24 protein-coding genes are annotated in these 22,435 nt (G+C 61.3%); 6 read left to right on the top strand and 18 right to left on the bottom strand.

The annotated features are described in order from the left end of the window. Positions 1 to 88: 88 nt before the first annotated feature. Positions 89 to 730: a trimeric intracellular cation channel family protein gene (locus H6866_04920; GenBank protein ID USO06798.1), complete on the top strand. Its 642-nt coding sequence runs from the start codon at positions 89 to 91 to the stop codon at positions 728 to 730. A 3-nt stretch (positions 731 to 733) separates the two neighbouring features. Here H6866_04920 and radA read toward each other — a convergent pair whose 3' ends face one another. Then, positions 734 to 2,158, bottom strand: coding sequence for a DNA repair protein RadA (radA, locus tag H6866_04915; protein ID USO06797.1), 1,425 nt, complete (start codon positions 2,156 to 2,158; stop codon positions 734 to 736). 151 nt (positions 2,159 to 2,309) lie between these two features. On the opposite strand from radA, the gene H6866_04910 reads away from it, so the two are divergent. After that, positions 2,310 to 3,023, top strand: a complete 714-nt coding sequence (locus tag H6866_04910; protein USO06796.1) for a hypothetical protein — start codon at positions 2,310 to 2,312, stop codon at positions 3,021 to 3,023. On the opposite strand, the gene truA is transcribed toward H6866_04910, so the two are convergent. From truA to H6866_04890, 4 genes are read right to left on the bottom strand one after another with little or no spacing between them, the layout of a single operon-like run. Further along, entirely contained in the window at positions 3,020 to 3,781 is a 762-nt protein-coding gene (truA, locus tag H6866_04905; GenBank protein USO08594.1) for a tRNA pseudouridine(38-40) synthase TruA, read from the bottom strand. The two genes, H6866_04910 and truA, sit on opposite strands and share 4 nt — an antisense overlap. A gap of 2 nt (positions 3,782 to 3,783) precedes the next feature. Beyond that, the gene (locus H6866_04900) at positions 3,784 to 4,692 is read right to left on the bottom strand and encodes a methionyl-tRNA formyltransferase (protein ID USO06795.1); all 909 of its coding nucleotides are present in this window, start codon (positions 4,690 to 4,692) and stop codon (positions 3,784 to 3,786) included. Further along, positions 4,689 to 5,213, bottom strand: coding sequence for a peptide deformylase (locus tag H6866_04895; protein ID USO06794.1), 525 nt, complete (start codon positions 5,211 to 5,213; stop codon positions 4,689 to 4,691). Before H6866_04895 ends, H6866_04900 begins: the two co-directional genes overlap by 4 nt. Before the next feature lie 16 nt (positions 5,214 to 5,229). After that, positions 5,230 to 6,309 carry a DNA recombination protein RmuC gene (locus tag H6866_04890; GenBank protein ID USO06793.1) on the bottom strand — a complete coding sequence of 360 codons (1,080 nt, stop codon included), beginning with the start codon at positions 6,307 to 6,309 and terminating at the stop codon, positions 5,230 to 5,232. Between the two features lie 70 nt (positions 6,310 to 6,379). Between H6866_04890 and H6866_04885 the strand changes: the two genes are divergently transcribed. After that, positions 6,380 to 7,054, top strand: coding sequence for a hypothetical protein (locus H6866_04885; protein USO06792.1), 675 nt, complete (start codon positions 6,380 to 6,382; stop codon positions 7,052 to 7,054). 2 nt (positions 7,055 to 7,056) lie between these two features. Here H6866_04885 and H6866_04880 read toward each other — a convergent pair whose 3' ends face one another. Next, entirely contained in the window at positions 7,057 to 7,686 is a 630-nt protein-coding gene (locus H6866_04880; protein USO06791.1) for a YihA family ribosome biogenesis GTP-binding protein, read from the bottom strand. A gap of 41 nt (positions 7,687 to 7,727) precedes the next feature. On the opposite strand from H6866_04880, the gene H6866_04875 reads away from it, so the two are divergent. Beyond that, positions 7,728 to 8,618, top strand: a complete 891-nt coding sequence (locus tag H6866_04875; GenBank protein USO06790.1) for an ATP-dependent Clp protease ATP-binding subunit — start codon at positions 7,728 to 7,730, stop codon at positions 8,616 to 8,618. A gap of 23 nt (positions 8,619 to 8,641) precedes the next feature. Here the strand turns inward: H6866_04875 and H6866_04870 are convergent, their stop codons facing one another. Next, positions 8,642 to 9,952, bottom strand: coding sequence for an adenosylhomocysteinase (locus H6866_04870; protein USO06789.1), 1,311 nt, complete (start codon positions 9,950 to 9,952; stop codon positions 8,642 to 8,644). 106 nt (positions 9,953 to 10,058) lie between these two features. Between H6866_04870 and H6866_04865 the strand changes: the two genes are divergently transcribed. Then, positions 10,059 to 10,580: a hypothetical protein gene (locus H6866_04865; GenBank protein ID USO06788.1), complete on the top strand. Its 522-nt coding sequence runs from the start codon at positions 10,059 to 10,061 to the stop codon at positions 10,578 to 10,580. On the opposite strand, the gene rapZ is transcribed toward H6866_04865, so the two are convergent. From rapZ to H6866_04830, 7 genes are all read right to left on the bottom strand, one after another. Further along, complete coding sequence (gene rapZ, locus H6866_04860) at positions 10,577 to 11,491, bottom strand: RNase adapter RapZ (GenBank protein ID USO06787.1); 915 nt, start codon at positions 11,489 to 11,491, stop codon at positions 10,577 to 10,579. The genes H6866_04865 and rapZ overlap by 4 nt on opposite strands. Before the next feature lie 28 nt (positions 11,492 to 11,519). Continuing rightward, positions 11,520 to 13,187 carry a stimulus-sensing domain-containing protein gene (locus H6866_04855; GenBank protein USO08593.1) on the bottom strand — a complete coding sequence of 556 codons (1,668 nt, stop codon included), beginning with the start codon at positions 13,185 to 13,187 and terminating at the stop codon, positions 11,520 to 11,522. A gap of 118 nt (positions 13,188 to 13,305) precedes the next feature. After that, complete coding sequence (locus tag H6866_04850; GenBank protein USO06786.1) at positions 13,306 to 14,007, bottom strand: response regulator transcription factor; 702 nt, start codon at positions 14,005 to 14,007, stop codon at positions 13,306 to 13,308. An 82-nt stretch (positions 14,008 to 14,089) separates the two neighbouring features. After that, positions 14,090 to 14,821: a response regulator transcription factor gene (locus H6866_04845; GenBank protein USO06785.1), complete on the bottom strand. Its 732-nt coding sequence runs from the start codon at positions 14,819 to 14,821 to the stop codon at positions 14,090 to 14,092. Positions 14,822 to 14,856: 35 nt separating this feature from the next. Then, complete coding sequence (locus H6866_04840; GenBank protein ID USO06784.1) at positions 14,857 to 15,381, bottom strand: hypothetical protein; 525 nt, start codon at positions 15,379 to 15,381, stop codon at positions 14,857 to 14,859. A 467-nt stretch (positions 15,382 to 15,848) separates the two neighbouring features. Beyond that, positions 15,849 to 17,096 (bottom strand): bifunctional folylpolyglutamate synthase/dihydrofolate synthase, encoded by a 1,248-nt coding sequence (locus H6866_04835; protein USO06783.1) that lies wholly within the window; start codon positions 17,094 to 17,096, stop codon positions 15,849 to 15,851. A 13-nt stretch (positions 17,097 to 17,109) separates the two neighbouring features. Then, positions 17,110 to 18,162 carry an acetyl-CoA carboxylase carboxyltransferase subunit beta gene (locus H6866_04830; GenBank protein ID USO06782.1) on the bottom strand — a complete coding sequence of 351 codons (1,053 nt, stop codon included), beginning with the start codon at positions 18,160 to 18,162 and terminating at the stop codon, positions 17,110 to 17,112. Between the two features lie 166 nt (positions 18,163 to 18,328). Here H6866_04830 and H6866_04825 point away from each other — a divergent pair, with 166 nt between their 5' ends. Beyond that, positions 18,329 to 19,270, top strand: coding sequence for a dihydroorotate oxidase (locus H6866_04825; GenBank protein USO06781.1), 942 nt, complete (start codon positions 18,329 to 18,331; stop codon positions 19,268 to 19,270). Here the strand turns inward: H6866_04825 and H6866_04820 are convergent. From H6866_04820 to H6866_04805, 4 genes are read right to left on the bottom strand one after another with little or no spacing between them, the layout of a single operon-like run. Beyond that, the gene (locus H6866_04820; GenBank protein USO06780.1) at positions 19,265 to 20,056 is read right to left on the bottom strand and encodes a tryptophan synthase subunit alpha; all 792 of its coding nucleotides are present in this window, start codon (positions 20,054 to 20,056) and stop codon (positions 19,265 to 19,267) included. The genes H6866_04825 and H6866_04820 overlap by 6 nt on opposite strands. Next, positions 20,053 to 20,589 carry a hypothetical protein gene (locus tag H6866_04815; protein ID USO06779.1) on the bottom strand — a complete coding sequence of 179 codons (537 nt, stop codon included), beginning with the start codon at positions 20,587 to 20,589 and terminating at the stop codon, positions 20,053 to 20,055. Before H6866_04815 ends, H6866_04820 begins: the two co-directional genes overlap by 4 nt. After that, positions 20,586 to 21,788: a tryptophan synthase subunit beta gene (trpB, locus tag H6866_04810; protein USO06778.1), complete on the bottom strand. Its 1,203-nt coding sequence runs from the start codon at positions 21,786 to 21,788 to the stop codon at positions 20,586 to 20,588. The genes H6866_04815 and trpB overlap by 4 nt, the downstream gene beginning before the upstream one ends. Beyond that, positions 21,782 to 22,429, bottom strand: a complete 648-nt coding sequence (locus tag H6866_04805) for a phosphoribosylanthranilate isomerase (protein ID USO06777.1) — start codon at positions 22,427 to 22,429, stop codon at positions 21,782 to 21,784. The genes trpB and H6866_04805 overlap by 7 nt, the downstream gene beginning before the upstream one ends. Between the last annotated feature and the right edge of the window lie 6 nt (positions 22,430 to 22,435).

Below are 22,435 nucleotides of genomic sequence, written 5' to 3'. Positions count from 1 at the left end.
TCCGGGAAAACCAAGAGGGAAGTTGGATGGGGGTTTCCGGGGGCACAGCCTCGCGGTTTTTCGAAGAATCCGCTAGGATTGCGAAGACATGGATACGGTTTTGACCCTGATTGACTATGCGGGTATCGCGGTGTTCGCCGTGACCGGCGCATTGGTCGCCGCACGCAAAAAGCTGGATATCGTTTCCTTCGTCCTGCTGGCCATCGCGACGGGCATCGGGGGCGGGACATTGCGCGACATGATGCTGGGGCGGTTGCCGGTGTTCTGGGTGCGCGAGCCCGGATATCTGGTCGATTGCGTCGTCACCGGCGCGGTGATGTTCTTCGTCGCCCAACGCATCCACGCCTATGCGAAATGGATCGTATGGGGCGATGCCATCGGGATCGCGCTGTTCACCGTTACGGGCACGCGTATCGCGCAGGAAGCCGGGGCCGGTTGGGCCGTCAGCATCACGATGGGGGTCATCACTTCGATCGTCGGCGGCATTATCCGCGATTTGCTGGCGGGGGAACCAAGCTTGATCCTGCGCAAGGAAATCTATGCCACCGCCTGCGTGTTCGGGGCACTGACCTATCTGGCGGTTCATGCGCTGGTGCCCGGCTGGGGCGTTGTTTTGGGCATGGCGGTGACCTTTGTCATCCGCGCTGCCGCCATTCACTGGCGGCTGCAATTGCCCGGCTATCTTTGGATCGACGATCAGGCGGCGCATCACCGCCGCAGCACGGATTGAAAGTCAGCCGCGCAGGAAACGCACAAAGGCGTCGAGATCGGGGAAGGCGTTTGCGGCCAGCGCGCCCGCGGCCTTGGCCTTTCCCGACGGGACGAAGGCGGTTTTGAAGCCGAGTTTTTCCGCCTCTTTCAAGCGCAGTTCAGGTTGCGGCACCGGGCGGATTTCCCCCGACAGGCCGATTTCACCGAATATAATCGCGGACGGGTCGACCGGCGCGCCCGAAAGCGCGCTGACCAGCGCCGCCGCCACCGCAAGGTCGGCGGCGGGCTCGGCGATGCGCAGACCACCGGCGATGTTGAGATAGACGTCCTGCCCAGAAAACAGGATGCCGCAGCGCGCCTCCAGCACCGCGAGGATCATCGAAAGCCGGTTTGAGTCGTACCCGACCACCGCGCGTTTGGGCGCGGAATAGGTGGTGGGGGCGACCAGCGCCTGTACCTCGACCAGCACCGGCCTTGTGCCTTCCAGCGCGGCGAGGACGGCGGAGCCGGAAACTTTTTCGCGGCGTTCGGACAGAAACAGGGCGGAGGGGTTCGATACCTCGGCCAGCCCCGCGCCGCCCATTTCAAACACGCCGATTTCGTCGGTGGGGCCGAAGCGGTTCTTGACCCCGCGCAGGATGCGGAACTGGTGGCCGCGATCGCCCTCGAAATACAAAACAGTATCCACCATGTGTTCCAGCACGCGAGGGCCGGCGATCGTTCCTTCCTTGGTAACGTGGCCGACGATCAGCACCGTGATGTTGTATGTTTTGGCCAGTCTTATCAGTTCGGCCGTGCAGCTGCGCACCTGGCCGACCGTGCCGGGGGCGGAATCGACCAGATCGACGAACATGGTCTGGATCGAGTCGATGACCACAAGATCGTAAGGCGGCTTTTGCCCCTTGGCCGGTTCGCAGGCGGCGACGATGTCGCGGATCGAGGTGGCGGCGGCCAGAAGCACCGGCGCGGTTTCAAGGCCAAGGCGCCGCGCGCGCAGGCGGACCTGATCGATCGCTTCCTCCCCCGATATGTAGGCGCATTTAAATTGCGGTTCGTTCTGCGGTTCCCGCAACCGCGCGCCTGTCCGCCCGGGCTGGTTTGTCAGGGCTGCCACGACCTGCAAAAGCAGCGTCGATTTGCCGATGCCGGGGTCGCCGCCGATCAGCGTGACCGAGCCGGGGACGAGCCCGCCGCCGGTGACCCGGTCCCATTCGCCAATGCCGGAAGCGGCGCGGGGCAAGGGTGGGTTTTGGCCCTTGAGGTCGACGAATTCGACGACGTTGCCCCGTGCCGGGTTTTTACCGGATTTCAGGCTGTTCGCCGGGGCGGGGGCGTGTATTTCCTCGGTAATCGTGTTCCATCCGCCGCAGGCATCGCAATGTCCGGACCAGCGGGGGTGTACGCTGCCGCAGGATTGGCAGACATAGGAAATCTTTGGCTTTGCCATTGGGCCATTGTATGTAAGCAGGGCAAAAAGGCCAGCAAATATTCATGGTTTGTTCTGGTGCGACAAAACGCACATGGCATTAAAGTTCATAATTTGACATAACTATAAAAAATTAATAAAATCTTTAAAATTTCAAAAGCTGAGGTGTGTGATGAGTGTTTTGAGAAATTTTGCGATCGCTGCCGGATTCGCCGCAGGTCTGACCGGCGCGGCGCAGGCGCAGACGGCGCGAACGGTTAACGGCGATTCCGCCAAACTATCGATCGGGGCGGAATGCAGCGCGCTTCCCGGCTCTTTTGCCTCGGCCAAGGGGCGGAAAAGCACGACAGGTATCGTGTGCGGCGGCGTAGCCGATCTAAAAGTCTATCCGTTTCAAAAAGCACCAAATGCCTATCTGGTTGGTTCGGTGAATGCCGGGGCAACCGTGAGAGACGTGGTCACAACCGGGACCGAAGCCGGTGGTAAGGCGAAGTATAAGGCTACGACATCCTTTATCCGCGCGGGCGCCAAGGTCGGGGTCGGCATCAAGCATGAAATCGCGTCCAATATGCGTGTCTACGGGCAGGTTGCCGTCGGGCCGGAATTCCAGCATCAAAGCAGCAAAATCAGCGTGGATTACGGTCCGCGCAACATCCCGATGAACCAGAAATGGGACATTCTGATGGCCGAAGCCGAAGTGCGCGTCGGGATCGAAGCGAATTTCGGCAATCTGGCCGCAGGTGCCTTTGTCGGTGGCGCGTTCGGCACCGAAGTGCCGAAAATCAATCTTAAAGATATGAAGCGCAACGGCGGTGGGCTTATTTTCGGGCTCAATCTTGGCGGTCGTTTTGAAACCGGCTTATCCTACGGTACGCCGCGGCCTTAATAATCGACGCGGACCAGATACAGACCGCAGGCGGGGGAAGTCGGGCCGCCCGCCTTGCGGTCGCGCGCGGCCAATGCGGTTTTGACGTCGTCGGGCGTCCATTTTCCGTCGCCCACCTGAATCAGTGTGCCCGCCATGTTGCGCATCTGGTGGTGCAGGAAGGAACGCGCCTCGGCATGGATGCGGATTTCGACGCCGCCCTGCGCGTCATAGGGCAGGGTTTCGATTTCCAGCCGGTCGAGGGTTTTTTCCGGGCTTTTGGCCTGACACGCGGAATCGCGAAAGGTCGTGAAATCGTGGTGGCCGATCAGATGCGCGGCGCCCGCGCGCATCGCATCCACATCCAGCGCGCGGCGATGGTGCGCCATGTGGCCCGCCTCGGTCACCGGCGGGGCCGGGCGGTTAAGGATGCGGTAGGTGTATAGTTTGTTCTTCGCAGAAAAGCGCGCGTGGAAATCCGCCCCCACCGGCTCGGCCTCAATGCAGGCCAGCGCGTGCGGGCGCACCAGCGCGTTGATCGCTTTGGCCAGATCGTAAGGTTGTACCGGCCGGTCGGTCAGATCAATGTGGCAGACTTGCGCGCGGGCGTGCACGCCCGCGTCGGTGCGGCCCGCGACATGGGCGGTGACGCGCTGGCCGCAAAAGGCGAAGATCGCGTCTTCCAGCACGCCCTGCACCGTGGGGGCGTTGTCGTCCTGAAGCTGCCAGCCGTAAAACCGCGCGCCGTCATATTCCAGCGTGAGCTTCCAGCGTTGCACGTTCATGCCAGCACGTCGCCGGGTTTCAGGATGTTGCCGTTGATCGCGGCGGTCGCATCCATCGGTTTGCCGCCGTCAGGCTGAACGCGCAGAAGTTTCAGCGCGTCCGCGCCGCAGGCGACGATACCGGCGGGGTTGAGCACCGTGCCCGGCGCGCCGTGGCCCGCGGTCGGCGTGGCGGCCAGAATCTTGATGCGCTTTTTGTCCGCATGGGTGAAGGTACCGGGCCAGGGGTTGAGGGCGCGGATCCGGCGGTCGATTTCCGTGGCGCTTTGCGTCCAGTCGATATGCCCCGCCTTTTTGTCGAGCAGGGGGGCATGGGTCGCGCGGGTTTCATCCTGCGGCACCGGTTTGAGATTTTCGATGTCGTTCAGCACGGGTCCGAGCATCCGGGCGCCCATGGTGAAGAGTTTGAGATAGAGGGCGGGGGCGGTGTCGTCGTTCGCGATGGGTATGGTCTGTTGCGCGATGATGTCGCCGGAATCCATGCCGACGTCGATTTTCATGATCGTCACACCGGTTTCGGCATCGCCCGACAAAATCGCGTATTGCACCGGGGACGCGCCGCGCCAGCGCGGCAGCAGCGAGACATGGACGTTGATGCAGCCGTATTTCGGCGTCTCCAGCACCGCGCGCGGCAGGATCAGGCCGTACCCCGCGACGATCGCGGCGTCGGCGCCAAGCGCCGCGAATTCCTTTTGCGCGGCCTCGTCGCGCAGGGTGCGCGGGGTGCGGATTTCAAGCCCGGCTTCGGCCGCGCGTTCATGCACGGGCGATCTGCGTTCGCCATAGCCGCGTCCCGCCGGGCGGGGCGGCTGGGTGTATACGGCCAGAATTTCGTGCGGGCCGGCGATCAGGGCGTCGAGCACGGGTACGACGAAATCGGGCGTGCCCATGAAGACCAGCTTCATAACACCTCGCCCGCGTTTTTGCGGTCCTTGTCGAGGCGTTTGAGCAGCAGGTCGCGTTTCAGGCGCGTGAGGTAATCGATGAAAAGTTTGCCGTCGAGATGATCGATTTCATGCTGCAGGCAGGAGGAGGCGAGGTTCTGCGCCTCGATCTCCGCCTGATTGCCATCGATGTCGAGATAGCGCACGCGCACCACGCGCGGGCGCTCGACATCGGCGTACTGGCCGGGAATGGACAGGCAGCCTTCCTTGCAGGTCCAAAGCTCCTCGGAGTGCCAGACGATTTCAGGATTCGCCATCGCGACGGGTTTGGGCGTGTTGGTTTCGCGGCGCGCGGTGTCGACGACGATGACGCGGTTGAGCAGGCCGACCTGATTGGCGGCAAGGCCGATGCCTTCGGCCGCGTACATGGTTTCGACCATCTTGTGCATCTGGTTGCGCAGCGCGTCGTCGACGCGGGCGACGGGTTGGGCCGTCTGGCGCAGGACGGGGTCGGGGATCTCGATGATCTGGAAGGTTTCCATGCCGCCCTTATGGCCCTCAGGCGGCCTCGCCGTCAATATGCTTGTCGCCCACGATTTCAAGGCGTTTGGGGGTTTCCAGCGTCTGCGCGGCGGCGATGCCCTGCAGATCCTCGAATTTCCGGGCCTGCGGCAGGACGCGCGATTCAAACGAACCGATCGCGGCGTTGAAGTGTTTGAAGCTGGTCTGCATGCTTGCGCCGATTCTGGCGAAATGTTCCATGAAGACGGTCAGGCGCTTGTGCAATTCCGCGCCAAGCACGCGCACCTCGTCGGCGTTTTCGGCCAGACGCTGCTGGCGGTACATGGTGTGGATCATGCGCAACAGGCCGAACATCAGCATCGGTGAAGTCAAAACCACGTTGTTCGCCGCCGCGAAATCCAGCAATTCACGGTCGGTGTCGATCGCCAGCGCGTACAGCCCGTCGCCCGGCAGGAACAGGACCACGAAATCGACGCTGCCGGCGATGCGCGCGTAATCCTTGGCGGCCAGCGACTTGATATGCGCACGGACCTGCTGGCTCAGGCGTCTGGCCGCGTCCTTTTGTTTTTCCGGATCCTCAAGATCGGCCATCAGGTCGATCAGCGGCGCCTTGGCGTCGATCACGACGCGCAGCTGGTCCTTGAGCTCGACCACGAAATCGGGGCGGATATCGCCCTCCACCACCTGGGTGCGGAAATTGACGTCGCGGATCAGACCCGCATGTTCAAGCAAGCGTTCAAGCATGATTTCGCCCGCGCGTCCGCGTTCGCGCGGGTTGTTGAGCGCACCCGCGATGCGCGCGGTTTCCTTCGCAAGGCCGCCGAGCTGTTGCGCCAGTGCCGAATTGACGCCGCGGATCTGCTGGACCGCGTCGGAAAGGTGGCGCAGCTGTTCGCCGACGGGTTTGACCAGATTGTCCATGTCGCCGCGGCTTTGTTCGTGCAGCGTGCCGAAACGGGTTTCGGCCAGTTTGAGGAACTGGTCGGCGGTGGCATTCAGCGCCTCGGCCGAAAGGGCGCGGAACTGGCTTGCGGCATGGCGGCGGGCCATCCACATGGCCAGCACGCCGACCAGAACGCCTGCGGCAAACGCAAGATAGGGAATATAAGGCTGCATCCGGCAAGCCTAGCATGTGCGCGGCGGAATTTGCTAGGCTTCGCGGCAGGAGTCGTGCAAGGAGGCATGGATGCCATTCGGAAAACAGGCCGGGGAATCCGGCAACGTGTTGATTTACGTGCTGATCGCGGTGGTGCTGTTCGCGGCGCTGAGTTTTGCGCTGACCCGGCAACTGGGCGGGTCGAACGGCATGACGGGGACGCTGGACGACAATCGCGCGCGGCTCAAGGCCGAGGAGCTGATCAATTATGCGACCGGCGTGCGTTCGGCGGCCGAACAGATGCGGACCATGGGTAACGTGCTGCCCGATGAATTCAGCTTCGTCAAACAGGGCGATTCGGGGTACGCCACCCCGCCCAACCGGGGCAAGATCTATCACCCCGGCGGCGGGGGCATCACGCCTTATGTGCCGGACGATGACGTGTTCGCCGAAGGGTCGGCCAAGCGCGGCTGGTCCGGGCAGGTGGGCACCAATGTCGAATGGACCGCCAGCGCGGGCAGCGACGTGATCCTGACCTTCGTCGACGTCGCGCCCAAAATCTGCAAGGCGATCAATGCGCGGTTGTACAAGGACGATGCGATTCCGGTGTCCACGCTCGACCCTTCCAAGGTGTTCATCAACGGGGGCGGGGACGACGCAGATTTTACGACGGCAGGCTGCGCCGCGTGCAAGGACAAGGTCAGTTACTGCGTCCAGGGCGCGGACGGGTCGTATGATTTTTACAACGTGATCGTCGCGCGTTAGGTTTAAGGCGCCAGTTCCGGAAGGCCCAAGGTTTCGACGATGGCGGCGCGCAACGTGTCCAGCCCCGTGTTGTCACGGGTGCTGGTCAGAATGGGCGCGGGGTGCGTCGCGGCGTGGGATTTGATCGCGGCGGCGGTTTTTTCCAGCACAGCCTGTTGTTCCGCCGGTTTGCATTCGTCGCCCTTGGTCAGCACAAGGCGCGTGGGTACCGCTGCCTGATCGAGCAGGCGCAGCATCTCGCGGTCGGAATCCTTAAGCCCGTGGCGGGAATCGACCAGCACGCAGACAAGGCGCAGCGGCACCCGGCCCCTGAGGTAGCCGCGCATCAAATCCTGCCAGATTTTCTGGTCGGTTTTCGAGGCCTTGGCAAAGCCGTAGCCCGGCATGTCGACCAGCGTGAAGAAATCGCCGATGCGAAAGAAATTGAGGGCGCGGGTCTGGCCCGGCGTGCCGGAGGTGCGAACCAGCGACTTGCGCCCAAGCAGCGCGTTGATCAGCGAGGATTTGCCGACGTTGGAGCGCCCGGCGAAGGCGATTTCGGGCAATTCCGCAGGGGGCAGGCCGTCGATGGTTTCGGCGCCCCAGATAAACCGGGCGTCGGCCTTGAATCGTTTGTCCGAACAGTCTTCCATGCGTTTGTGTTTAGCACGGTTCGGGGGTAGACTCGCAACCGATGAAGATCAAAAACAAGATTTCCGACGAACAGCTTGAAGGCCTGATCCACAGCTATTGCCGCGATCTGACCGCGCTTGCGCGGGAAAACAGGTTCGATCCCATTACCGGCAGGGACAAGGAAATCGAGCTTGTTACCCTGATCCTGCTGCAAAAGGGGCGCAAGAACGCGATGCTGCTCGCGCCCGCCGGGGTGGGCAAGACGGCGCTGGTCATCGGCCTGGCGCAGAACGTCGCGCGCGGTACGGTGCCCGAATATCTTAAAGGCGCGCGGGTGCTGGAAATCGACCTGGCGTCGATGTCGGCGGGCACGGGCAGCATTTCCGAATTCCAGGGCCGGTTCATCCCGCTGGTCAAGGGGATCGCCGAGCGTTATCACGACCCCTCGCAGCCGAAATATGTGCTGTTCATCGACGAAATCCACACCATCATGCCGTCATGCGACGGTTCGGCGTATAAGGGGCTTTCCGAGGTGATGAAGCCCTATCTGACCGTGGGCGACATCAACATCATCGGCGCAACCACCAAGGACGAATTCCGCATCTATGTCGCGCCGGACCCGGCCATGGACCGCCGGTTCCAGAAGGTCGAGCTGGCGGTGCCGGACGACGCCGCGACGTTCAAGATCTTGGAAGCCATCAAGCCCGGATACGAAAGCCATCACGGTATCACCATTCCCAGCGATATCTGCCAGATGATCGTCAAGCTGACGGCGGAACATATGCGTAAGCGCAACCAGCCCGACAAATCGATCATTGTCATGGACGGGGCGGCGGCCAAGCATGTGCTGGACCACGGGCGCGGCGGGGCGCTGGACAAGGAATCCGTGTTCTGGGTGGTTTCCGCGGAAACCGGCATCCACAAGGATGCGTTCGAGGATAAACGGCGATAGGGCGGCCGGGGCCGCCCTTTCCATCAATACCGGTAATGATCCGGCTTGAAGGGGCCTTCGGCCTTGATGCCGAGGTAATCCGCCTGTTTCTTGGAAAGCGCCGTCAGTTTTACGCCCAGTTTTTCCAGATGCAGCGCCGCGACCTTTTCATCGAGGTGCTTGGGCAGGGTATAAACGCCGACCTTGTAATCCTTGTGGTTGTTCCACAGTTCGATCTGGGCCACGGTCTGGTTGGTGAAGGAGCACGACATGACGAAGGACGGGTGGCCGGTGGCGCAGCCTAGATTCACCAGCCGGCCTTCGGCCAGCACGATCAGGCGTTTGCCATCGGGGAATTCCACTTCGTCGACCTGCGGTTTGACGTTGTGCCATTTAAGGTTGCGCAAGCTTTCAATCTGAATTTCGGAATCGAAGTGACCGATGTTGCACACGATCGCCCGGTCTTTCATCTGGCGCATGTGATCAAGCGTGATGACGTCGACATTGCCCGTCGCGGTCACGAAGATGTCGCCGCGTGCGGCGGCGTTGTCCATGGTGTCGACCTCGTAGCCTTCCATCGCCGCCTGTAAAGCGCAGATCGGGTCGATTTCGGTGACGATGACGCGCGCGCCTTGCGTGCGCAGCGAGGCGGCCGATCCCTTGCCCACGTCGCCGTAACCGGCAACCACGGCCACCTTGCCCGCGACCATCACGTCGGTCGCGCGCTTGATGCCGTCGACCAGCGATTCACGGCAGCCATAAAGGTTGTCGAATTTCGATTTGGTGACCGAGTCGTTGACGTTGATTGCGGGAACCTTGAGTTCGCCCTTTTTGAACATTTCATAAAGGCGATGAACGCCAGTGGTCGTTTCTTCGGAAATGCCCTTTACCTCCGCCAGAAGGTTCGGGAATTTATCGTGCATCATTTTGGTCAGGTCGCCACCATCGTCGAGGATCATGTTGGGGTGCCATCCGTTCGGACCGTTGATGGTCCGTTCGATGCACCATTCGGCTTCCTCGTTGGTTTGGCCCTTCCATGCGAAAACGCCGCCGTGATCGCGCGCGATGGCCGCTGCTGCCTGATCCTGCGTCGAAAAGATGTTGCAGGACGACCAGCGCATTTCGGCGCCCAGTTCGATCAGGGTTTCGATTAAAACGGCGGTCTGGATGGTCATGTGCAGGCAGCCCGCGATGCGCGCGCCCTTCAGGGGTGATTTGCCCTTGTATTCCGCGCGCAGGGCCATCAGACCCGGCATTTCGGTTTCGGCGATCCTGATTTCCTTGCGGCCCCAGTCGGCGAGGGTGATATCCTTGACTTTATAGTCATTTTCAACAGGTTGCGGGCGTGCGGTCATGATGGTTCCAGTCTCCTAAAATGCCCTGAAACGTTCAGGGGTGTTTAATCTTTTGCTGGTAGAAATAAATTGAAATTAGATCGAACGCAAACGATAAGCTATTCGCATGCCATATCAAATCGCCCCCAACCCGTTCAACATCGCCAGCGGCGGCGGCAGCGCCGTGATGGTCCATATCGAAGACATGCGCGCGGGCGAACGTTACCCGGTCGGTTTTTTGAGCCTAGAAAAGGACATGCCGGTCGATACGGGCAGGCTTGCGGCCAATATCGCGGATTTTCTGAATGGGAAAAATCCGACCTGGCGCGGCGTGTGGCGTGGCGGCGAGCCCAGAGTCATGCATTTCCAAAGATTGCCTGAGAACGGCGCGATCATCCGCGCGGTCCGGTTCAGTTTTCATGCCGGCCACGATGCCGAAACGGGTGTCAGCCTTGGCAACGGGGAGGCCGGGGCGCTTTTGACCCTGACCCCCGATTACTCCGATAGATTCACCCGGCGGTTTCATGACAATCGAGAGGGATGGGCTTTGGTGATGGAATCCGGTTCGCAGGAGGAACGACGCGTGGCCCCGCGTTTCGACGGGGATGGTGAATCGTGTTCCCAGCCTGTTCCAAGGCCCAATTTTTAGGATTTTTTCGATTTTTCCGGAGGCATTGGCCTGTCCGCCTCGTGCATGTCGCGGTGGCGGGTGACGACCGCATAGCCGCAATCGGCGATATGCCGCGCCAGTTCGCTTGCGACACAGACCGAACGGTGGCGGCCGCCGGTGCAGCCGACGGCGAGGGTGAAGTAGAATTTCCCCTCCTCGGCGTAGCGCGGCAGCAGCAAATCGAGCATCGCGCCCGCGTGGCGCATGAAAGGCGCGTAGGCGTCGTCGCCCGTTACATAGGCGCGAACCTTTTTATCAAGGCCGGTCTTGGGTTGCAGCGCAGGTATCCAATGCGGGTTTTGCAGGAAGCGGACATCGAGCACCATGTCGGATTCGCGCGGCACGCCGTTTTTAAAACCGAAGGAAATCACGGTCACGGCCAGACGCCGCCGGGCATGGTCCGGGTCTGCCGACGCCTCAAGCGCGCGGCGCAGATCGTGAATCGAAAGGCCCGAGGTGTCGATCTGAAGGTCGGCGGCGTCCATCAGTGGCCTGAGCCATGTGCGTTCCTGCCTTATACCGTCGAGCACCGGGCGGTCCTTGGCCAACGGGTGGCCACGCCGCGTTTCCGAAAAGCGTTTTTGCAGCACGGCGTTTGCCGCGGAAAGAAAGATCAGCGCGGGATCGGTGTCGGTTTGCGCACGCAGGGCGGCGAGGTGTTTGAGCACGGCTTCGGGCGAAAACCCGCGCGAGCGCGTATCGAGGCCGAAGACAATGCCTGCGTCGGCGTGGTCGCGGTCGGCCAGAAGCGGGGGGATGAAGGCAAGCGGGAAATTGTCGAAGACTTCGTAGCCCATGTCCTCGAAAATCTTGAGGGCGGTGGACATGCCCGCGCCGGAAAGTCCGGTGACAAGATAGATTTTTCTGGGCCTGGTTTTTTTCTTCGCCATTGCTTTTTACGTGTTCAGGCTAGCGCGTTCAGGCTAGTGCGTTCAGGGCGACGGTAAAACGCGCGCCTTTGCGGTTGCCGTTTTCGTCGAGAATGTTTTCAGCATAAATCCGGCCGCGATGCGCGTCCACGATCTGTTTGGCGATCGACAGACCCAGACCGGAATGGCGGCCGAACGCCTCGCCTTCCGGCCGTTCGGAATAGAAGCGGTCGAAAATCGCGCCCAGCTTGCCTTCGGGGATGCCCGGCCCTTGATCCTCCACCATCACCTTCCACTGGCGCGCGGCGGCGTCGCGCGCAACGCGAATGGTGACCGTCGCGCCGGAGGGCGAGAAGGACAGCGCGTTGTCGATCAGGTTGCGGAAGACCTGACCCAGTCGGCCCTCGATGCCGCTGACGATCATGACCTCGTCCTTCGCGGGCAGGTCGATGACGACCGGGGTGGGCCCGTCATCCGGCGACAGGCGCCTGATCGGCGTGATGTAGGTTTCCGCCAGATGGGTAAGCAGCGGGCGCAGATCGACGAGGCCCAGATCCTCGCGCCCCAGTTCGGCGTCCAGGCGCGAGGCGCTGGAAATGTCGGAGATCAGGCGGTCGAGGCGCTGGATGTCGTGCATGATCACGCCCATCAGCTTGTCGCGGTCCGCTTTTTCGCGCACGAGCTGCACCGTTTCTATCGCCGAGCGCAGGGATGTCAGAGGGTTTTTAAGCTCGTGCGAAACGTCGGCGGCGAAGCGTTCGATGGTATCAAGGCGCGAAGCCAATGCGGCGGTCATGTCGCGCAAAGCCTGCGAAAGATCGCCGATTTCGTCGTCGCGCGCGGTCAGGTCCGGAATTTCCGCCTGTCGGTTGCCGCGGCGCACCGCGTCGGCCGCGCGAGCCAGACGTTTGAGCGGACGGGTGATGCCGGCGGCGAGATAGAAGGACAGGAAAAAGGTGATGGCCAGCGCGATGCCGAACAGTTTGATGATGTCGAGTTTCATCTGGCGGATCGATTCCGCGATGGTGGTGCCGTCGCGCGTCACATAAACGACGCCCAGCACCTGTTTGAGATGTTGCACCGGTACCGCGGTGGACAAGATGATATCGTGTCCGGGGCGGTTGGTGGTCCATGCGGTCGAGGAGGGGCGGCCGTCCAGCGCCTCGCGCACGTCGGGGAACGGATCGCCGCGCCGGCGCATCGGGCCGAATACGGCGGCGGGGTATGGTTTGAGCCGCAAGCCGGAGGGCAGCAGATCGATGAACATGTTGACGAGGTTGCGTTCATACGCTTCAAGGCGCCCGCCCGCCTTCATAGGCGGCAGTTTCTGCATCCGGATCACGCCGCCCGCGCCGCCCAGAATGTCGGAATCGCCGATCATCCGTCCCTGATCGTTGAAGACGCGGATACGGTTGGGCGTGGTTTCGCCCAGACGACGAACCATGTTGCGGGTGCGTTCGCGGCTTAGGGAATCGCGCACCATCACGCCCATGTCCGGCTGGGGCGCGGTGATCAGGGACGAATAGCGGGCGGCTTCGGCGATCGCGCCGGCGTAAATCTGGGCCTGACGTTCAAGGCCGTCGAGTTCGCCCTCGATCAGTTCCTGCTGGTAGCGGGAAACGTATAGAAGTCCGAAGGCGAGTACCACCAGCGCCATGCCGTTGACCGCGAAGATGCGCAAGGAGAGGCCGCTGATCCAGCGATGGCGGTAGGGCATCAAGGCGATGCGGCGCAGTTTGCGCAGGACGATTTCGGCGCGGGGCTTCATGCGCCGACTTTACGCGCATGCACGGGGCGCGGCCAAGCCCCTGTTTGTCGCAACGCCTGCGACCGCATCATTCCTTGTAGCGATAGCCGACGCCATAGACGGTTTCGATATGGTTGAAATCGTCGTCGATGGACTTGAATTTCTTGCGTACGCGCTTGACGTGGGAATCGATGGTGCGGTCGTCAACATAGATGGTTTCGCCATAGGCCTGATCCATCAGCGCGTCGCGGTTTTTCACATGGCCGGGGCGTGCCGCCAGCGCCTTGACCAGCAAATATTCGGTGACGGTCAACGGCACTTCCAGACCCTTCCAGGTGCACAAATGGCGTTCGTCGTCCAGCACCAGCTCGCCGCGTTTCATGATCTTGGCGGCGTTTCCCGCTTCGGGGCCGGCGGCGCGCAGCGCCTCGCGGCGCAGGATGGCGCGTATGCGTTCGATCAAAAGGCGTTGGGAAAATGGCTTGGTGATATAGTCGTCGGCGCCCATCTTGAAGCCGAGAAGCTGGTCGATCTCGTCATCCTTGGAGGTCAGGAAGATCACCGGCATCTGGCTGGTTTCGCGCAGTTTGGTCAGCACCTCCATCCCGTCCATGCGCGGCATCTTGATGTCGAGGACGGCAAGGTCGGCGGGCTGCGCCTGCAGGCCCTTGAGGGCCGATTCGCCTTCGTTGTAGGTCTTGACGTCGAAGCCTTCGGCCTCCAGCGCCATGGTGACGGAAGTCAGGATGTTCTTGTCGTCGTCGACGAGTACGATTTTCGCTGCGGTCATGTCTGCCTCACTTTACCCCTTAACTATAGTGCGGCTATGTGACTGAAAAAAGGCCCTATGCGGCGAAATCGGGGCGGTTTTTTTATGCCTTTGGCGGTTCGTATTTATAGCCGCCGCCGTAAAGGGTCGTGATCGGGATGCCCGTCCTGTCCACCGCCCGAACGGCGGCGCGAATTTGCCTTATCGCACCGGTGATCGAGTCTTTGCTGACATGTTTGTCCGGGTAAGCCATCCGCAACAAGGTGTCCTGGTCAACCAGTGCGCCGGGGCGGGATACAAGCGCAAAGAGGACGCCTATCTGTCGTTTGTTCAGGTGGACACGCTTTCCGCGCCAGTGGCAAATTCCCGCGCGCGTAAGTTCAAGGACGCCGTCCGCGTATTCGTCCTGTGCCGGTGGATATTGCGAAGGCGTACTGTCGATGGGGTGATGGTATTGATGCCTTGTAATTCGCGCGATGGACGCCAGCAGCGTCGATGCCCGTTGCGCCAGCATTTGTGCAGAGATTTCCCGGGACTGGTAGTCGGCGGCCCCGGATTTCAGGGCGAGTTCCTCGATTTCCGCGTCAGGCGGGCCAAGCAGGATCACCGGGATTTCCGCATGTTGGTGGAATTTGTGCATCAGGGCGATGCCGTTGAGTCCATTCGTTCCGGCATCGGCGATCAGCAGGTCGATTTTGAATTTTCGTGCATGTGCGGCTTCAAGCGCATGGGTTGCGTTCGTGAAGTTGTAGATGATGAATTTTTCCAGCCCATCCCTCAGGCGTGCCGTGCGCGGAGTATTTTCAAGGACAAAAAAGAGGTGTGATTTTATCATGCCGGGTCAATGACCTTAACATTGTATCTGTGCGGCTATTGGGCGAAGCTATAATGCGGCACGTGATGAGAAGGCGCTGGTTTCGACTTTTGCGCAATCAGGGCTGCGACTTGATCGGCGTCCAATGGCTGTTTGCCACGGCGCGTGCGGGAGTCGTTGATGCGAGCGGCGATGAGGATCTGACGCGTTTGTTCGTCCAGACCTGACGGCAAGGCATGATGCGCGGCATGTGCCTGTGCGCGGGATAATTTTTCTTTTGCACGGCGGGTGTGCTGTTCGTTGGCCAGCGCGGCCGTGGCGGCGGTAAATTCAAATTTACGTGCGCGTTCGGCAAACCATGAGCGCAAAAACCATGGGCGGCTGTGACGTTTGTAATTTTTCGTGACATCCAGTAATCGCAGGCTGTTTTTTTTGCGTCGATCGCCCAGCGGTTCGCCAAGGTATTGCCGGGCACAAGCAAAACCACGATCCAGCGTAGCCCATCGATCAAACGCCGCGCACAGAGTCCGTTTGCGGCGCGAGAGGCCGAGATCAGGCTGAGTTTGCAAAAAATCGGTCATAAAATCGTGGTCCGGGGCCGTTGTTTCGTATCGGTCGTCTGAGTTGACGTCTTGATATATTATTTATGTAAAAATATCAAGAAATATTGTTGCGTGGGTGCTGTGCCGAAAATGTATCGGGCGTGCATAGCAAAAAGGCCGGGTTTCCCCGGCCTTAAATATCATTCGGCGTATGATTTTAAAGGCTATGGTTGCCGTATGTCGGGTTTCTGGAGTCGCGGGCGCGCTGGTCGTCTGCGGCAGCACGGAATTTGGCCGTGTCCGTAGGTTTCGGCGCGGCGGGCGTAATGAAAGCACTGTTGTCCGGCAGAAAGGCCGGATTGATTGGTTCCGCTGCCGCTTTAAAAGACGTTCTCGGTGACTTGACCATGTGGTAACCCTCCAGTTTTTATATAATATGAAAATAACAATCTTTCCATTTCCTGTCAAGGTTTAACGACAGAAAACATTGCCGTCTTTATTTTTTATTAAAATATTATTTCTTTTTGGTTAATTTTTCCAAGGGTCTGATACAGATAAAGCGAGCCCGCGATGACAACACGGTCGCCTTTGTCTGATTTTTCAATGGCTTGTTGTATGGTTTGCGCGGTCAGGGCATTTGGCAGACCGGCGCGGGCCTTGAGTGCCTTTGCGGTTTGCGGTTTTTGCCCGGCGCGCAGGTCGACCAGCGTCAGGCGGTCGTAACATCCCGCCAGCGCCGCGAAAAATGCGGGCGCGTCCTTGCCCGCGCCCAGACCCGCGATCAAATGAATACGCAGGCCTTGCGCGCGCCATTCGGCCAGTTGCGCGGCCAACGCCAACGCGCCGGAATCGTTGTGCGCGGCGTCGAACCATATGTCTGGCCAGATTTCGGGATTTTCGGATAGACGCTGCATGCGCGCGGGCCAGTCGGCGCTTGCGACCCCTTTACGCTTCGCGGCTTCGGGCAGGTGCAGAATGTCGGCGAGCGCCAGCGCCACGGCGGCGTTTTCGCGCTGGTGCGCGCCCGCAAGGTTGGGCGCGGGCCAGTCGGCGGGGTAGGGTGGCGCGATCAGCAGCGGCGCGCCGCAGGCGCGCGCCGCGCGTTCAAAGACCGGCATCACCGCGCGCGCGTCCATCTGCGCGCCGATCACGCAGGGCACGCCGGGTTTGATGATGCCCGCCTTTTCACCTGCGATTTTTTCCAGCGTGCACCCCAGAAATTCGGTGTGGTCGAAGCTGATCTTGGTGATCGCGGTGGCCGTGGGTTTCGTCACTACGTTGGTGCAGTCCAGCCGCCCGCCCATGCCGGTTTCAAGCAGGCAGAAATCGGCCGGGGTTTCGGCGAAGGCCAGAAGCGCCATCGCGGTCGTGAATTCAAAAAAAGTGACCGGCGCACCTGCGTTCGCGGCCTCGACGCGGTCGTAGAGCGTTATCAGCGCGTCGTCGCCGATCAATCGTCCGGCAATGCGGATGCGTTCGTTAAAGGCGATCAGATGCGGGCTGGTATAGACATGCACGCGTTTTCCATCCGCTTCGGCCATCGCGCGCAGGAAGGCCAGCACGCTGCCCTTGCCGTTGGTGCCCGCGACATGCACCACGGGCGGCAGGCGGTCTTGCGGATTGCCGAGTTTTTCAAGCAGCGCGGTATAAGGCGAATGCGTCAGGCGCAAATCGACTTCGACGCGGTGCAGGCCGTAAATGCGTTCAAGCCGCCTTGCGACTTGGGGGTTGGGATGCGCGGAATCGGCGCCCATTCGTTACGCCCGCTTATCCCCGCGCGGCTTTCCTGCGCAGGGGAAGGACGGTATTTGTCGTGGCCTTATCGACCGCGTCGTTGGCGGGGGGCAGCTTGGCGACCGTTCCCGCAGCGCGGGCCTTCGATTCCGCGGCTTTGGCCTTGAGGCTGATCGCCGCGCCGTTGCCGTCGCCCTTATCCTTGTCCTTGCCGCGACGCGGTTTGTTGCCAAGGACGGGTTGGGTCAGGAAGCCGATCAGGCGGGCGATGGTCGCGCGCTGGGCATCGCGCGGGACGACCATATCGACCATGCCGTGGTCGACCAGATATTCCGCGGTCTGGAAGCCTTCGGGCAACGCCTCGCGGATGGTTTCCTGAATGACACGCTTGCCCGCGAAGCCGATCATCGCGCCGGGCTCGGCCATGTGGATGTCGCCGACCATCGCGAAGGACGCCGACACGCCGCCGGTGGTGGGGTCGGTCAGCAGCACGAAATAGGGCAGGCCCGCCTCCTTGACCATATCGACCGCGATGATGGTGCGTGGCATCTGCATCAGGCTGAAGGCGCCTTCCTGCATGCGCGCGCCGCCGGAGCCGGGAATGACCAGCAGGGGCAGTTTGCGTTTCACCGCTTCCTCGGCGGCCATGACAATCGCCTCGCCGACCGCGGCGCCCATCGAACCGCCCATGAATTCAAAGTCGAACGCGGCAATGACCAGCTCGCGTCCGTCGACGGGGCCCACGCCCACGATCATCGCGTCCTGACGGCCTGTTTCCTCGCGCGCCTCTTTCAGGCGGTCGGTGTATTTGCGGCGGTCCTTGAATTTCAGCGGATCGGCGGGGACGCGCGGCAGTTTGAGATTTTCATAGCGGCCGCCATCGAACAAATGGGCCAGACGTTCTTCCACCGGCCAGCGCAGGTGATAGCCGCAATGGTTGCAGGTGTTCAGGCGCTCCTTCAGGTCGCGCTGGAAAAGCATGCCCTCGCAAGCCGGGCACTTGGTCCAGAGATTGTCCGGCACTTCCTTCTGGCTGTCGACCAGTGATCGGATTTTCGGACGAATGAAATTGGACAGCCAGTTCATGCGATCGGGGCCCCCGTTCTGATTTCCATGGTCCATTGCTGTACCGCATTATAAAGCCATAAGCCAGTGCTGAAGCCTTAAAATCCACGCTATTCAACTGTTTTGCACGCTGATACAACGAGTTAGCAGTACTGGTTTCACCTTGGCAGATTCTTTAGAGGTTTTTATGGCGGATCCGATCTCCCTCGCGACGGCGCTAGCGGGCGTTTCGCTGGAATCCTGCGTGTATAACGCTTCGGGTCCCTTGTGCAGCAGTGCCGCGGAAATGCAGGCCATCGGCGCAAGCGATGCCGGCGCGGTCTTAAGCAAAAGCGCCACGCTGGAAAAACGGGCGGGCAACGAGATGCCGCGCTATGCCGAAATGCCGTGGGGCAGCATCAACAGCATGGGGCTGCCGAATGAAGGTTACGCATTTTACGCCGCGTTCGCCGAACAGGCTCAGGCCTTCGGCAAGCCGTATTTCATCTCGGTCGCGGGGTTGAGCCCGCAAGACAACGTACATATCGTCAAGGAACTTGCCAGGTATGACGGGGTCGCGGCGATCGAACTGAACCTGTCCTGCCCCAATCTTCCGGGCAAGCCGCAGACCGGATACGATTTTGAAAACACGCGCCCGCTTCTCGATATGGTTCTCGCCGAAGCGAAGCAGCCTTTGGGCGTCAAACTTCCACCCTATTTCGACATGCCGCATTTCGACATGATGGCCGCCGTGCTTAACGATTTTCCACTGGCCTTTGTCACTTGCATCAACAGCGTCGGCAACGGGCTTGTCGTCGATCCGCAGGCGGAATGCGCGGTCATCAAGCCCAAGGGCGGGTTCGGCGGACTCGGCGGCGATTTCATCAAGCCCACGGCGTTGGCCAATGTGCGTAAATTCCGCACGCTGCTGAAAAAAGAGATTTCGGTGATCGGCGTCGGCGGCATCAAAACCGGCATGGACGCGTTCGAGCATATATTGTGCGGCGCCAGCGCGGTGCAGATCGGCACGCAGTTCATGCGCGAGGGCGTGGGATGTTTCGCGCGCATCGCGGCAGAATTGCGCGAGATCATGCGCGCCAAGGGATATGCGGATATCGAAAGTTTCCGCGGGCGGTTAAAGACGCTATGACGGCTTTCGCGCGACGCCCTTGATCGCCGCGGCCAGACTCCCGACGAAAGCGCTGGCTGCCTTGGGGTCGGCGGTTTTGTCCACGATGGCGGAGCCCACGACCACGGCGTCGGCCACGCGCGCGAAGGCGGCGACGTCGGCGGGCGTGCGGATGCCAAAACCGGCGGCGATGGGCAAGTCCGTATGTTCGCGGATCATGGCGATCCGGTTTTCCACGGCGTTGATGTCGGCCGAGGCCCCGCCGGTGATGCCGGTCACCGAAACGTAATACAAAAAGCCGGACGCCTTGGGCAGGATGGTTTTCAGGCGTTCCACGGTCGTGGTCGGCGTCACCAGTTTGATCAGGTGCAGGCCGTAGGATTGGCTCAAGACCAGAAGGGCGTCGTCCTCCTCCGGCGGTAGATCGACGATAATCAGCCCGTCGACACCGGCATCGGCCGCGTCGGCGCAAAAATCCTGAAACCCGTATTGGTAGACCGGGTTGGCATAGCCCATCAGCACGACCGGCGTCGTGGCGTCGTCCGCCCTGAAGTCGCGCACCATCTGCAATGTGGTACGCAATGACGCGCCGGATTCAAGCGCGCGCAGGCTGGATGCCTGAATGGTCGGGCCGTCGGCCATCGGGTCGGTGAATGGCATGCCGAGTTCGATGATGTCGGCCCCCGCGCCGGGCAGGGATTTCAGAATCGCCAGCGACGACGCGTAGTCCGGGTCGCCCGCGGTGATGAAGGTGACCAGCGCCGGGCGCCTGATGGTTTTAAAAACGGTGTCGATGCGGTTGGTCATGCGTGTTCCGGCATTTTGGATTTGCGGCTTGCCTTGGCGAAGCCGCCGGGAATGAAGGGAATTTGATCGCCCGGGTCGGCGGGCAGAATGGTGATCAGGCTGGCCTGCGTGTTTGTCGTGTCGCTGCGTTGCGCCTTTTCAAGTTCGTCCTTCAGCGCATTGAAACGATCGGGCAACAGCATCAGATTGTCGAAGCCGTTATCGCCGCCCATGGACAGGGAGCGTTTGTGATCGACGCTCATATCCATTCTTTCGCCGGGGCGGTTTTGTGGGAACATCCCATACAGGCGCATGGCTTCGATGCTTTGGTCGGTCAGATTCATCGCGCGCAGATTTTCGGCGTGATGATTGGCCATGTATTGCAGGAATTCGGATTTGATCGTGCTGAAGGCGCCGCGCCGCTGCCGGACCGTGTCGGGTGTGGCGCGCTTGTATGCGATGCGGGCAAGGGCAAGCGAGGGCGGCAACGTGGCCAGCGCGTTGAACAAATCGGCCGGGATGCGGCCTTCGAGTTCGGTGAGAAGCGGGTTCACAGGCGTACCCCGAAGCGGTCGGCGACGGTGAAGATGTCCTTATCGCCGCGGCCGCACATGTTCATGATGATGATGTCGTCGGGCTTCATCTTCGGTGCGATTTTCATGACCTGCGCATAGGCGTGCGCGGGCTCGAGCGCGGGAATGATGCCTTCAAGGCGCGTGCATTGCTTGAAGCCTTCCAGCGCCTCGTCATCCGTCACCGAAACGTAGCTGGCACGCTTTTGGTCGTGCAGCCATGCGTGTTCGGGGCCTATTCCCGGATAATCGAGGCCGGCGGAAATGCTGTGCCCTTCCTCGATCTGGCCGTCGTCGTTTTGCAAAAGATAGGTCAGGTTGCCGTGCAGGATGCCCGGCCGTCCGCCGTTGAGGGAGGCCGCGTGCTGTTTATCAAGGCCGTAGCCGCCCGCCTCCACGCCCATGATTTTGACGGATGCGTCGTCAAGGAACGGATGAAACAGGCCTATGGCGTTCGACCCGCCGCCGATGCAGGCGACCAGAAGATCGGGCAGGCGGCCTTCGCGTTCCAGCATCTGGGCGCGGGCCTCGCGGCCGATGATGCTTTGGAAATCGCGCACCATCGACGGGTAGGGGTGCGGGCCCGCCACCGTGCCGATGATGTAAAACGTGTCATGGACGTTGGTGACCCAATCACGCAGGGCTTCGTTCATCGCGTCCTTCAGGGTGCCGGCGCCGGATGTCACGGGCCGTACCTCCGCCCCCAGAAGTTTCATGCGGAAGACGTTGGGTTTCTGGCGCTCGATGTCCGTCGCGCCCATGAACACGGTGCAGGGCAGGCCGAAGCGCGCGCAGACGGTGGCCGTCGCGACGCCGTGCTGGCCCGCGCCGGTTTCCGCGATGATGCGGGTTTTGCCCATGCGCATCGCCAGCAAAATCTGGCCGATGGTGTTGTTGATTTTGTGAGAGCCGGTGTGGTTCAGTTCATCCCTTTTGAAATAGACCTTCGCGCCGCCGAGCTTTTTGGTCGTGGGTTCCGCAAAGTAAAGCGGGCTGGGGCGGCCCACGTAATCGCGCTGCAATTCATCGAATTGCGCCCAGTAGGCGGGGTCGCTTTTCGCGGCGTTCCATGCCTTTTCGACCGCAAGGATCAAGGGCATCAGGGTTTCGGCGACGTAACGGCCGCCATAAGGGCCAAAGTGCCCGCGTTCGTCGGGCTGGTTGCGCAGGGAGTTCAGCATCCCCGCACTTTATCCACAAAAGCGCGAATTTTTCCAGCGTCCTTGACGCCGGGGGCGGATTCCACCCCGCTGGAAACGTCCACCGCGTCGGGTTTGAGGCGGGCAAGCGCATTCACAACGTTTTCGGCGTCCAGTCCGCCGGCCAGCATCCAGGGCCGCGCGCAGCGGAATCCGTCAAGGACGGACCAATCGAAACGTCGCCCCATGCCGCCGGGCAGGGCCGCGTTGTCGACGCGGGCGTCGAATAAAATCCAGTCCGCCATGCGGGCGTAGGAATCGACGGGCATCAGGTCGTCGCGCGCGGCGATGCGCAGCGCCTTGATCACCGGCAGGCCGAAACGCGCCCTGACGTCGGCGACGCGGGATACGGATTCGCCACCATGCAACTGGATCATGTCGAGCGGGGCCAGCGCCAGCGTGCGGCGCAATTCGTCATCCGTCGGGTCGACGAACAGGCCGACTTTTTTCGCGTGCGCGCCCGCATCGCGCATCAGCATTGCCGCCGCATCGGGCGTAACCGCGCGCGGCGAGCGCGGGTAAAAGACAAAGCCCAGAAAATCCGCCCCCGCGTCGCGTGCCGCCGCCAAGGCCGCTTCGTCCCCGATGCCGCAGATCTTGATTTTTACATTTGTCACGGACATTGCGCT

Source organism: Rhodospirillales bacterium, from assembly GCA_023898805.1.
Classification (GTDB): Bacteria; Pseudomonadota; Alphaproteobacteria; order Micavibrionales; family UBA1664; genus UBA6145.
This window is presented reverse-complemented; position numbering and strand designations above follow the sequence as displayed.